At 39.1% G+C, this 12,501-nt stretch carries 15 protein-coding genes and 1 pseudogene; all 16 read right to left on the reverse strand.

Annotated features, from left to right (window positions below; translation table 11 throughout):
- Window positions 1-16: 16 nt before the first annotated feature.
- Complete coding sequence (locus tag Q0A08_RS10350; RefSeq protein ID WP_438466974.1) at window positions 17-937, reverse strand: S49 family peptidase; 921 nt, start codon at window positions 935-937, stop codon at window positions 17-19.
- A pseudogene (locus Q0A08_RS10355) lies at window positions 885-2,240 on the reverse strand (phage portal protein). Before Q0A08_RS10355 ends, Q0A08_RS10350 begins: the two are co-directional and overlap by 53 nt.
- Window positions 2,237-2,470: a gpW family head-tail joining protein gene (gpW, locus tag Q0A08_RS10360; RefSeq protein ID WP_438466976.1), complete on the reverse strand. Its 234-nt coding sequence runs from the start codon at window positions 2,468-2,470 to the stop codon at window positions 2,237-2,239. Before gpW ends, Q0A08_RS10355 begins: the two are co-directional and overlap by 4 nt.
- Window positions 2,467-4,389, reverse strand: a complete 1,923-nt coding sequence (locus tag Q0A08_RS10365; protein ID WP_438466978.1) for a terminase gpA endonuclease subunit — start codon at window positions 4,387-4,389, stop codon at window positions 2,467-2,469. Before Q0A08_RS10365 ends, gpW begins: the two co-directional genes overlap by 4 nt.
- A complete protein-coding gene (locus Q0A08_RS10370; RefSeq protein WP_438466980.1) occupies window positions 4,298-4,873 on the reverse strand; it encodes a hypothetical protein in 576 nt (191 codons plus the stop codon). The genes Q0A08_RS10365 and Q0A08_RS10370 overlap by 92 nt, the downstream gene beginning before the upstream one ends.
- 170 nt (window positions 4,874-5,043) lie before the next feature.
- A complete protein-coding gene (locus tag Q0A08_RS10375; protein WP_438466982.1) occupies window positions 5,044-5,355 on the reverse strand; it encodes a hypothetical protein in 312 nt (103 codons plus the stop codon).
- Window positions 5,352-5,873: a hypothetical protein gene (locus Q0A08_RS10380; protein WP_438466984.1), complete on the reverse strand. Its 522-nt coding sequence runs from the start codon at window positions 5,871-5,873 to the stop codon at window positions 5,352-5,354. The genes Q0A08_RS10375 and Q0A08_RS10380 overlap by 4 nt, the downstream gene beginning before the upstream one ends.
- Window positions 5,870-6,163: a phage holin family protein gene (locus Q0A08_RS10385; protein WP_438466986.1), complete on the reverse strand. Its 294-nt coding sequence runs from the start codon at window positions 6,161-6,163 to the stop codon at window positions 5,870-5,872. Before Q0A08_RS10385 ends, Q0A08_RS10380 begins: the two co-directional genes overlap by 4 nt.
- Before the next feature lie 436 nt (window positions 6,164-6,599).
- Entirely contained in the window at window positions 6,600-7,304 is a 705-nt protein-coding gene (locus tag Q0A08_RS10390; protein WP_438466988.1) for a hypothetical protein, read from the reverse strand.
- Window positions 7,305-7,512: 208 nt separating this feature from the next.
- On the reverse strand, window positions 7,513-8,088 hold the full coding sequence (locus Q0A08_RS10395) for a hypothetical protein (protein WP_438466990.1): 576 nt from the start codon (window positions 8,086-8,088) through the stop codon (window positions 7,513-7,515).
- A 1-nt stretch (window position 8,089) separates the two neighbouring features.
- Window positions 8,090-8,425: a hypothetical protein gene (locus tag Q0A08_RS10400; protein ID WP_438466992.1), complete on the reverse strand. Its 336-nt coding sequence runs from the start codon at window positions 8,423-8,425 to the stop codon at window positions 8,090-8,092.
- A gap of 586 nt (window positions 8,426-9,011) precedes the next feature.
- The gene (locus Q0A08_RS10405; RefSeq protein ID WP_438466993.1) at window positions 9,012-9,275 is read right to left on the reverse strand and encodes a DUF7660 family protein; all 264 of its coding nucleotides are present in this window, start codon (window positions 9,273-9,275) and stop codon (window positions 9,012-9,014) included.
- An 81-nt stretch (window positions 9,276-9,356) separates the two neighbouring features.
- A complete protein-coding gene (locus Q0A08_RS10410) occupies window positions 9,357-9,713 on the reverse strand; it encodes a hypothetical protein (protein WP_438466995.1) in 357 nt (118 codons plus the stop codon).
- Between the two features lie 119 nt (window positions 9,714-9,832).
- Window positions 9,833-10,255 carry a hypothetical protein gene (locus tag Q0A08_RS10415; RefSeq protein ID WP_438466997.1) on the reverse strand — a complete coding sequence of 141 codons (423 nt, stop codon included), beginning with the start codon at window positions 10,253-10,255 and terminating at the stop codon, window positions 9,833-9,835.
- Window positions 10,256-10,372: 117 nt separating this feature from the next.
- Window positions 10,373-11,164 (reverse strand): hypothetical protein, encoded by a 792-nt coding sequence (locus Q0A08_RS10420; protein WP_438466999.1) that lies wholly within the window; start codon window positions 11,162-11,164, stop codon window positions 10,373-10,375.
- Window positions 11,165-11,306: 142 nt separating this feature from the next.
- Window positions 11,307-11,966, reverse strand: a complete 660-nt coding sequence (locus Q0A08_RS10425; protein WP_438467001.1) for a hypothetical protein — start codon at window positions 11,964-11,966, stop codon at window positions 11,307-11,309.
- Between the last annotated feature and the right edge of the window lie 535 nt (window positions 11,967-12,501).

Genomic DNA, 12,501 nt, shown 5'->3' on the forward strand with positions numbered 1-12,501 from the left:
CCACCGAGTAAGCCTGCTAGCCTGCCATACTTACCAATACGTGGCCGTTTCGATTTATAAGAGCCCGCTTCGCGTGGTTGTAGGAACCGGCTTTCGACTTCGGCAAGGCGACTAAAGCCAGAGCCGCATTAATCTCAGCCACAATTCGCTTGTGCTTTCCATCTGTCATCATGGTTTTAATCTCTTCTTCGGTTTTGATTCCATCAATTAGCCCATGGCTTAATAATTGATTCGCGTTAAATATTTGCGCCTGTAGGTCTTTAAGCGCAGAGACTTCAAGCCCTCTAAACTCACCCACTAACGAAAAGAAAGACTCACCAAGTTGATCAACAATCGCTTGTTGTCGCTGGCTTTCAGCATCTGTTAATTCGGTATGAGGCGAACCATCTGCCTTAGCCTCGCCCGTGGTGAAATAGGTAATTTTCTCTTTGTCGTTTTGGACTTCCCGACGGCCATAAATCACACCGATTGAACCCGCCATACTATGAGGGCTGGCATAGAGCTGAGAGCAAGCACTTGCCAGTGCGTAATTCGCTGAAAAGCAATTACCGTTAATAAAGCCAATCACAGGTTTCACTTTGGAAAGCGCACGAATATGAGAGGCTAAATCGAAACAGCCTGTTGCCTCTCCACCTGGTCCATCAAACTCAACAAACACTTGTTTGATCTCATCGTTAGTCATCAAGTGAGTGAAGTTTGTACGTAGATCACGATAAGAAACCACTTCATTACAACTGGCATCTAACTCATTAAAACGGTGAGAAGTTGGCCCAAATACGGAAAGGTGGCAGAAGGTATTTCTGCCTTTCGTGGCATCATTGTCTAAAAACAATTTGGGGTTCTGATAAAACTGGTTAAGCAGTGCTAAATTGGATTGATGAGCATCAACCGTCATCAGCATAGGGGCGTTCGTCATCAGCTGAGTCAGATGGCGCATCATTTAATCCTCGCTCTTCTTTTGCTTGTTTACTGCGTTGCACACTATCAAGATGTTGATCGAGGGTTTTACCTCGGCTATTGGCAACGTCTTCTAGTGAATTGATATGATTATTAACTTCAAGCACCAAGGCTTTAGCCGCTTTAAGAGGGTCGATTTCTTCCCACTCAGGCCAAATCCAGCTTGGTGATAGATAGGGATAAGGGTTATCAAAATAGTCAGCTATTTGGCCTATTCCACTGAGGTTATAAGCTTCGATAAACCAACCTAAAATACGGTTATACGCTGGCTCTAAAACAATGGTTCTAAGCTGACTAACAAAACGCCTGTGGTTAATCATCCCAGCACGGATGCTGGAGTAATTCACTTGGGTAAGATCGCCCGTTAGCATTTCGTAGGTAATACCCAACAAGCCCGCAATCATTCTCAGCACTTGGTTATTATGCTCTTGATAATTACCCGCTATTTCCGCAGGTGACGCGGTCTTGATTTCTTTAACACCATTTAGAAAGGTGACGCCACCTGCTTGAAGTATGAGTTTTTGAGGTGCTTTTTGAACACCAGGAGCACCCGCTGTTTGGCTAACCTCAGTATCTTTTAAAGCAAAGACCTGTTGGCCTATTCGCTTCATCCGAGACTTTATCTCGACTGTTTGGTTGTCCTTATATTACTTAGCAAAATCAGCCCCTGCTGTGATCCAAGGTTGGCCTGTAGATTGCCCAGCATGAATTACATCTCTAAGGTGAATGACATCCGCAGCAGGTAGCCAATTCACAGACTCTTCGTCAAAATCAGGATGGTCACGAGGTAACTTATAAAAGGCATATTTCTTAACTTTGCCATTCTTCGAATATAAGATGCCGCCACGCACATAGCTGCCTGATCCCGTCCGCTCTAAGTTAGTTGCCAAACTTAAAGGGCTAACCACTTGAAGCTGTAATGGAATACGATCCAAAGTACGTCGGCGCACAATAAATGCACTGCCATCTAGCAACATGGTCATGACGCCTAACGCCTGCACACCAGCAAAATTCGTGTTGTCGTAAAAGTCGCAGTAAGTTGCCCACTCATTAAAGCTTTGAATAAATTCAGCGCTAAACAAATTAGGATCAAAAACAGGTGTGGAGCCATCCCCAATACAACTCGCCCTAAAGCGAGATGCACCCACCCTCAATAAAGGGTTGTTTCGAATGAGATGGTGACTAGCCGTAATCTCTTTGAGTAATGCCGCTTCGCTTTTCTCGTTATCATGCGCCTGTGCATCAGAAAATAAAGCTGACTTCTCGACACTGGAATAACTCAAAACTGCACCTCAACATCAACACTTTCCATCAAAGGCATAGGGGTGAGTTCGTTTCGCATTTGCTGCTCTAAGGCTCTTAATTCAGACAAACTCACCTCTGTGTATTGCATGCTATTTTTGCTGCCTTGAGGTGTGGTGTATTCCACCTTCACTTGTCGCTTACCACTCACTAAATCAGTGATGGCTTGCTGGACAACCAGCAGGTTTTCAGCAGTGGCATAAACTGTCATCCGTAATCCTCATAATTAGATGTTTCGTAGTGATCTACATAGGTGTGTTCTAAGTCGTAATCGCCATGCTTTTGGCTAGCAGGGTCGATTAAGCCAAGTGGCTCAGATGGGCTTGCTTGCTGTATCTCAGGTCTAAAAAAGTCATAAAGCCAAAGCACATAAACCAGCAAATCCCATGGCTCATTTCGAGATTGGCCTGTCTTCTTATCCCACTTAACATTGGTTCCACTGCCTTTTAATTCTTCGGCAGTCAGCATTTGGAAATACTGAATATCGAACACATCGTTAAACGGGAAATGAATGTAATTTTTACCGGGCAATTCGTTGTTTAAACGTTCTGCAGCACGGTTTTTGATTTGATGAACATTGAGGCTTCGATACTCACACTTGGCCTCAGGGTGAACCTTATAAGTAAGCGTAAATTCAGACTTAAACTTAGTCTTAGTACTGGATTCACCACGAATAGCGAAGATCCAGCCTTGGTATGGTGCGCAAAACTCAAGCATGGCTTTCCATGCATGGCCGTTACAGTCCATCGCCACCGCAAAAACACTAAGCTTATTACCTGATGACAAGGTAAGTTCAGTACTCAGAATAGAAATGAGCTTAGCTTGGGTGCTTTCATCTTCAGGGTCACCCAGCACTTGCCCATAGTTAACCGCCCAAATTTCTCCTCGCTCACCAATCGCCCAAAAGTGATATTCAAAGCGGTTTTTCTGAGTATCTACCGTTGCTAAAACACAGCGCACTTGCTCCGGTAATACCTCAGTTGGTGAGTAGTATTCTCGCCTGCCATACAAGACTTCAAAGTTATTCAGCTTGAGGGCATGTGCTGCATCTGAATACTCAACCCCGACCTTCGTATTCATGAAAGTCTGCATTTTTAAAGGGTCTTTTTTGGCCTTATCGTATTCACCAGCGATCGAAGGCAAAGCGGTATTTGGGTTATCGTTGTAAGCAGACCAGATATGAAAGCCTGCATCCAATTTGCCCCTTTCGTTGGTATCACCAGGTTCACCGCATTTACAGCAAAGGGCCGAACCTGTTTCGTCCCATTTCTCAGGTGTTTGGTGTACACCACAACATTCAAACTCGCGGGTTGCTCGCCACTCTCCCGAATCAACCATGTTGAATTTGTGTTCTTCTTTAATTTTTCCACTGCACTTAACACAAACAAAGTGAGCCGATAAAAAGTCTTTTGGCGAGTATCGAAAGTTCTCTAATTTCAGCCTTTGCTTATGCTGACAATGAGGACAAGGTACATATAAATAACGCTGATCGGTTAATAGAAACTCTCGGGTAATCTTGCAAGTGCCCGCCTCTTTAGGTGTCGAACCTAATACGATTTTTCGTTGGGCTTCACTCTCTGTACGGGTTATCCCAAGGTCGATTGGGTCACCCTCTTTATCGACATTGTCTAAATACCCAGACACCTCATCCATAAAGAGATATTTGATCGTAACCAAACGAAAGCTACTGCCAGACGTAGCCCATACAACCGAAAGATCACCGCCATAAAAGTTCTTTTCGGTCGACGTGTTTTTACCAAACAACTTAGATACAACAGGCGCACAATAACTAAAGACACGGCCAATCTCTTTAGTCGCAAACTTCTCAGCATCACCTTGAGTATTCTGAACAATCATGATGTTGCCAGGGTCGTTCGTCACTAACCAAGCAACCGAGGTATTAATAAAAATGGCGTAACCAACTCGGGCGCTTTTTGCTAAAACGATTTTCTCTATTAGCGGTGACTCCATCGCCAATAGCCAAGCACGTTGAAAAGACTTAGGGGGATAAATCTGTGCTTCAGGGTTTTTGTGCTTTTTACTCCAAACCGTTAAAGGTATCTTCTTCGGTGGGGACGTAATGTCGAGAATATTTCTCAAGAACCTTATCGATAAGCGGCTGTAACTCATCTTTGCCAACCTCTTCTAAACTGTCGAAAACCTCCTCGACAACTTGGTCGATTGCACTCACATCCTTGGGTTTTATTGATAGGCGTTTTTGAATTTGATTAGAGAGGTCAGAAAGGTGGTTTCTAAACACAGAAAGAGGCGCATTATAGAGCTCTGTCATAGCATCAGCTGGCACCAAATTTCCCATCGCTTCTGAGTTAGCAATATGCAGTTTTATGGCGGCTTGTTTTTCCTTCTCTTTTCGCCAATCTTCGGTCGATTTATGAGCTTTCGTATTTCCACTGTTACCCCCCTGTTTCCTCCCTAGGTTCGCTTTCATGATTCTGATCACTTCTGACTGGAATTTAATGAAAGTTCGAATCGATGCATCGATATCCACATCGCCAGACTCTAGATAAACAGGGGAATAGCCGTCTTTCTCATTGTTTCGAAGAGTTTTAACAGTTATCCCCAAGATATCTGCTAATTGTTTTTTAGAAGCCATAGTTAAAAACGCTCATTTGTTAATAAATTGATAAAAAACACCCCAAAAAGGGGTAGAGGTAATACGAAGGATATTTTCAAAAAATTCTGTGAGGTCGCGAGTGTAAAACCCGCAGGAAAAAGGCCCCTATTGGGAGTACCTTTTTCCACTTTTTGCACACCAATTCACTTTTATTTATCACGCCTTCTACGACTCACCCTTTTCTTGATGATTTCATCCTGTTTTTTAACCTGAGGAAGGCGATTTGAAGAGTGGTTTAACTGCTCAATAATGTTATCAACCGTGTCCTTCACTAGCTGGTTTGTTGTCATGCGTTCAAGCTTACGCAAACCCATCACAACAACACGACTCACCAAGCGCTCAATCACTACGGCCCAGTCCACCTTTCGAATGGTTGCTTGCAAAGTATCCACCACAAGACCACCAATCAAAGCGGGGATGTTCCCCGTCGCCAAACTCACAATCGCACTAAAGATCTTCATTTCACATTCTCCTGTTTTTTCAATCCGTACAGCTCAAACGGAAAGTTATTAATAAACTCTTCAACCTTTCCAGCGCCTTTAACAGTGTTATAAAACTGCTTCCAGTAAGAGGCTAAACCATTGATATCATTCGCTTTAGGTAATGCATTAGGCTTACGCCAGAAGTGAACACGGCACATAGCAACCGAGTATTTCAAGTTACTAATCAGCTCATCATGGTCTGGGTAATCAGCCACGGCATACACATCTTCAGCAGCTGCGCTGATGTAACCCGCAAGATCCTTAACGATGTCTCTTTGATACTTGAGATAGTTAATCCAAATGTCTTTATGGGTGTTTGGCTCCATCTGGCAGATACCCAACGCAGGCCCACCGCCTAGCTGCTTAAGGTGAATGCCGCCACTCTCTTGGCAGATCGTCCCTAAAACCAATTGCTCAGCCGCTATCGAATACATGCCTAAGTCTTTCAACACAGGCTTAACAACAAGATCCTTCAGTTGTAACAAGTTCAAACTCATAAACCACCCCGCTTAAAGCGTTGCTCATAATGTCTAATCGCTTCATTTCCCATTAGGCCAGCAACACCAGACATAAAGCCGATTGCACCGCCATCCAAGCCAAGAGAAACACCAAGAAAGTAAGTAATCATTCCTAGAAAACCGCCAATAAAAACGGTGATAAGCAATTGAATTAATGAGAATTTTCTAGGATCTTGCTGAATTCGAATAAGGTACTTAACAGCACCACCAATACTTGCAACCACCATAGCTAACGCAATTTCAAACAGCTCATCTGGCAAGATCTTCATAGGTTTGTGATATCCAGAAACGAAAAAGCCCCGCTGATTAGCGAGGCTTAGAAATAGAAAAGGCCCACATACCTGTGAGCCTTAAAGAATTGTTCGCCGCCAAACACAAATATGACAGCATGGGTAAAATTTAAACTCTAATTCCTAGGGTTGCAATACCCCTCGCGCGTATTTCTTCAATTTCCTTCTCTCTTTACAAAACGAAAATTAATACTCTAAAAAACTGATTATTAATAAGTTTTCATACCTAACACAAAAAGCCTTGGGCGGCATACGGGCGGAAAATAGAGTGTATTTTTCGCTATATATTAGTGCTTTATTAGTAATAATCGGGTTTAACCTAAACCCATTTAAGAGTAATTGAGTTTTCGTATGGCCAAAAAAAGCAGCCGATTGGCTGCTTATTCTTCTTGATTATTAAGTTGTAGCTTAAAATCTAGTAACCAGATTCAACCCAAATATCTATCAATGTATTAGTTTCAGTAATACCATCAATAGACATAACAAACTCCAAACCTTGAATTTTGTTAATACTGCTCTCTTGTGAGAGTTTAAAATCAAATGAAATATATGCATGTCCAGATTGATGTAAGTTCACTTCCATACCACGGGTATGGTCTTTTGTTTCATCACCTACAGACATTTGGTAAGGCTTAATTGATGATCCTGAAGGAGTAACAATTGATGACGATGTGCGTAACACTGACAGTTCAATACCACCAGATTTTTTTACGTTTTCTAATATAAAGTCACACCTCAAAGCACTACCAGATTGAAAGCAGCCAATAAGTTCTCCTTGTACACCAGCTGTCTCAAATGTACGATCAGGCTTTATTTTGTACATACCTACAGTCAACGTAACCAGAAAAGTAATAGCTAGACTTATTAAAAAAATCTTGAGACCATCAATCAAAGTAAGCTTTTTACTATCAGTTCTTTTCTTAAAAAACCAATAATATGATAAAGCTAAAACTAAAATTACAATTAAAACACTCGAAATTTCTATTGTTGTATAACCATAAACTCGAAGACTACTGGCGCCATTAACCATTTCCGAAACAAAACCTGCACCACCAGTTATACCAGCAACCCCACTTCCAACTCCGCCAAATGTTGCTGCGGTATTTGCCATTCTAGCCATTAAAACTCCTTGTCATTATCAACCACGCAATCATAGATATAGCTATATGTTTATGTACCCTAGGTAAGGGCTGCACACCTTTTTGCATCCTTATAAATACAGAATGTATTCACTTTTTCAATTTTAGGTTCAATAAATTTGCTTATTATTTGTCAAAATAAGTAAACTTCACTAAAACAAAGCTATGTAAGGCCATATTGTAAGTTTGTTAAATTATTGGAACATCTCGAAACCTTATACCTCCTTCCCCACTTTTTATTTCAACCAAAGCAAATGAATTAACATCACTTTTAACACTTGGGTAATGTAAGGTTATCAAAACCGGAATCCCATTTACAAAATTTCTTTTAGTGTAAGTAGTAAGCTTCTTAGTGCCAAGAGATAATCCAGAAGCAAAATACTCATTACCTGAATAGTCAATTGCTCTAGTTTCATTTTTTCTTGAGTAAAACGGTACAATACGATCATTTTGATTATTATTAGCTCTAACAGTGCACTCTACAGAACCTCCAATTCTTGAACAACTGAGTAAGTTAAATGTAAAGCCAGCAAAGTGTATGACTTGCTCACTTTTAAGTTCAGCACCATTAGGTTTAATTATAACAGTCTTACTTGAATTTATATTTTTACTCTCTAAATAATTAATTCGATTATTTAGACAACTAATTATTTCATTTAGTTTTTTATAATCATCATTTTTTGATAGTTTTGTTTGACATTCTTCAGCCGCCATCAAAGTTGTCTGTACAAAAAAAAGGATCAATAACACAATTATTTTTTTCAATTTACTCTCTCCATAGACAACTTATTTTAGGGTTATCGCTAATACAAGGGTCTGTTTTCTTAATATTTTTTTGATATTTATCAGTTAAATCTTCCTGAATACTAGTATTAATAGAAGGCTTATCACCTAAACCCTTATCACCTTGACTTTTTTTAAAATCAATTTCTTCAGAATAAATATTAGCAGTGTTTTCAGTAAAATTATTTTGGGGCTGAATATCTGTTTTGCCTATTTCTAAATACAATGCACCAATCCATACAATAATTATCCCTCCCCCCCAAGTAATTACTTGGGCAATTACCTTGCTCCATACAGGATCTTTCCAAACCCATTTCATTACGCAACACCTTCCTGATTAATGCAGTTAAAACTAACCCAGTTTTTTGATTAGAAGACAAGTAAAATCAAGCCCCATGTTCTAATTTAATTTTAATGCTTTTTAATTTGCATAATCACGTTTATAACTCAAGAGAAAACAAGTTTCATCTGCTATTTATATATTTACCTAATTTATTAATAAGCATAATCGCAAAGCGTGCCGTATCATTGATTTTTATAATGTTTAAGCGCACGACTCTCACTAAAACTGAACAAAACCCAAAATAAACTGTACATGCAACCAGTTTTATCAGAGATTTCCTTCTCCTTTCACAAAACGGAAATTGATGCTCTAAATATATGATTGTTAATGACTTTTCATACCTCATACAAAAAGCCGCGGGCGGCATACGGGCGGTAAATAGAGTGTCTTTTTCACATATTATTCGTAATAGTTGTCTCTAACCTACGCCTATTTAAGAGTAATTGAGCTTTCGTAAGGCGAAAAAACAGCCGAGTGGCTGCTTTCTTATCATGGGTGTTAACGCCAAGCTAAGCGGCGCAGTTTACTGCGTCCAAAGCTTGAGCGCCTTGTTAAATGGTGATTATTCATAGATCTTTCCGCAATACAAAAATACTGCGAATTGCTTCCATTTATTTGTTTCTAATTCTGAGTCTTGGTTAATGCCAAAATCAGAATCTTCTGCCCACGCTACAGATGACTCTAAGAAATCACTAATAGTGTTATTTTCCCAACTATCAGGAGACTGTCGATCTTTTATCAAAGATTTTACAAAGAGTAGAAAGCTTTTCTCATCTTTCACCTCTTCCAATAATTTAGAAAGTTCGCTCATAGCTTCCTTTGCCATTTAACGCTTTAGCTAAAGGGCGTGCGACTAGCACGTCCTGTGGAGGCTGTCTTTTTGGCCGGAACGCATTTCAGCGTATTGTTATACGTTTTCTTGAATATAATCCGCAAGCTCATGCCAAACATTAACCAATGTAACAAGTTTCGATGTTTCAGGCGTTGTTATGCCACTTACAGGCACAGATTCAGCTTCTCGTTCAAATAAGTAATCAGCAATACTTTCAGCCTCTTCACTTAAACACTTAACTTTGTGATAGGTCACTGAAGAATCACCATTGTGATTATCAGGGAATGGAATAGCTCCTTTAAGCAAAGCTATTTTTACAACCGAAGCTTCACGAACGCTCCCATTTACCAGAACACTTTGAGTCTCTATAAGTATATTCTTAGGTAATACATCAGGTGCGTTACAAATTTTCTTATATTCTTCAGAATTCATATTACGTATAACGCCTAAAGCACGCGCCCAATACCGGAGCTTGAGCTTTGTGCGAGTATTTTTGCGCACAAAGCTCAAGTGGAGAGTATTGGGTCGCCGTGACTTTTTTTGTTATGTGCTTAGTCATGGAAGTGCTTTAATCCAGACTGGTTAATGTAGGGTGAAAGCGCTTCAACTGCACCGTTGTTTTTATGCCAGATAATATATGTGTAATCCCACTCTTCGCTAATAACACATCCAAGCTCCGGCAATATAAGCTTTGTAAAAAGTGATTCATCCTTATCCATGCTTTCTTTGTAAGTGGATAAGCAGGATTCTATGTATTTAACTTCAATAGTCGATTTAGTATCTAAGCTAACATGCTCGATTTTGAAATTAACGGCCAGATTCTTAATGAAAGCATTGAAACGTGACCAGTCGCGTTCAGTTACCAGATCAAGTTTGTGATAATTCTCGCTTCCAAGCCACCCAGACCAAAGTGATACAAATTCCTTTTCAAATTCTGGCTTAACTTCCCAATCTTCAAAATATTCGCTAAACATGGAGCTCCAGAGGCACATAACGCCAGCGTCAACTGCGTAGCAAGCTGGCGGGCTTTTTGGAACAAAAAGCGTGACAGTTTGCGGAGTCAGATTGCACGCTCTTGTTATGTGTGCAGCCTAAATACTGCATTGTGTTAGGTTTATTTGTATTTTACCTGTCTGACTAATAGTCTGAACTTTATTTTCAAAAGAAGTGTTAATAGAGAGGGGAAATACTATGCCATCAATACTTTGATAACTAATAGATGCACTCATTTTAATGTCTGAAGTAGGCATAGTCATTGATAAATCAGCGGACTCTAAAACATACTTCTCGCCCTGTATTTTTTTATATTCTGAATGAGAGCTTAATTTTGTACCATTTCCTGATGACTCAGTTACAACTTCATCTTCATTAAAAGTAGACTTTACATTCATTTTATCTTTGAGGTATGAAACTGAGTTTCCATTAACAATCAAATTTGAATAATCCAGTGGTACAGGTCTGTTATATTCAACAAAGTATCCTTCTATCTGATTAATCACACCATCAACTTGATTGTTGAATCCAGTCTTCATCATCGATATTCCTTGCTCTACCTTTACTGGATCTGCAACCCCTTCAATAGAAGCTAACTCGATATCAAAAGTTGGCTTAGTAAAACTTAAGCCTTTCTTTGGCGAATATTTCAGCGAAAATGTATTTAGGTCAGAAGATACTATTACATTGCTACCTAGTGGTAGCATTTGTTGATTTAGTTGCTTAATGAGATTGGTTATTAATGGAACCTCAATATGGCAAGTAACCTCTTTAATATTTAAATCGGTCAAATAATAAAAACTATTTGTAAGGTCTTGATATTCTTCCCACTCAGAAGAATTAGAAAAGTTAGCGAATGTTATTAATGCTAACAAAGTAATATGTTTCATATATTTTAAAATAGACCTCTTATTTTCATGTAAGAACACATAACGCCCTGTTAACAGGCAATAAAATAGTTGGCTAAAATAAGCGACGAAGGAGCAAAAGCCAACTGTTTTTTGTCCTTGTTTAACAGCTTGTTATGTGTGTTTACTCTCGCTCGACCAAGCCTGAAAATATATGAGCAAGCACTTTTACATTTTGAGCGTTTTCCGCTTGCCTGTATCTTTCTGATAAATTTAAGTCAGACCAACCATGAAGAGTTTTAGGATCAATACCTTTATCAAGTAAAATATCCTCTGGCGTAAACGTTATAATTTCGTATTTAAGCAATTTTATAGCGCTATCAACGTTTACTTCAAGGTCAACGTTGAGCGGAATTATTGCAACTTTCATAATAATGTTAAAAATAACATCTGACAGTTTTGAGTATAAAAGTTGGCAATTATCATTTTCAGTTAATGGGTACAGTATTTCATCACCCTTAAACTTAACATTGAACTGAGATAAGTTTGCGTGAGCAAAGATATTTCTTAGTTTTCGTATTCCTGTTTTTTTGTTGTTTAAAAAATCATGCTCAATTTTATTAATAGCTCCGCTACTTAATGATTTTTTTACTACATCTTGAAAGGATGATTCATAATCACTTAAGTTAGATTTTAAGATGCCTTCTAATAAATTAAACAGATAAACTAAAGCAGCACTCCCATTTCCTTCCACTTCGCGTAAGAAAGCAAGTTGGTTGCCATAATACCGAGAGTACAACCAAACATTATCAATTACAGTTGATTTAGAATGTTCAATGTTCAAATTTCACTCCCAAGTTGAGACACACATAACAGCTTAATAATGCGCACGCTCGATTTGTCCGACTTATCCACCGCACTCAAAACGTCACATCTACTTAATTAATTTAAAGAAAGGCTACTTATCAACTGAAAACCTTCCTAGCTAAACGCGCATGCGCGTTATTTCAATTCTTAAACTAGCTTGTCTGGCACGGTTATTTTCGTGCCCTTCTCATAACTAATTGATTCTACATATTTTAAAAATAGGCACAATGACAAAGCGTGCCACATCATCGATATTTATAATGATAAAGCGTGCCAAATTTATTAACAATTTAGTAATTTGAAAAATAAACTGTATATACAGACAGTTTTATTAGAATTTTCCTTCTCTCTTTACAAAACGGAAATTGACACTCTAAAAATCTGATTATTGATAAGTTTTTATACCTTTCTCATAATCATAAAGCCGTGGGCGGTATACGGGCGGAAAATAGAGGGTGTTTTTCGCGTTTTAATTATGCTATTTCAGTAAAAGTTTGATTTAATCGTTATCC

This window comes from Marinomonas sp. PE14-40, assembly GCF_051623805.1.
Lineage (GTDB): Bacteria > Pseudomonadota > Gammaproteobacteria > Pseudomonadales > Marinomonadaceae > Marinomonas.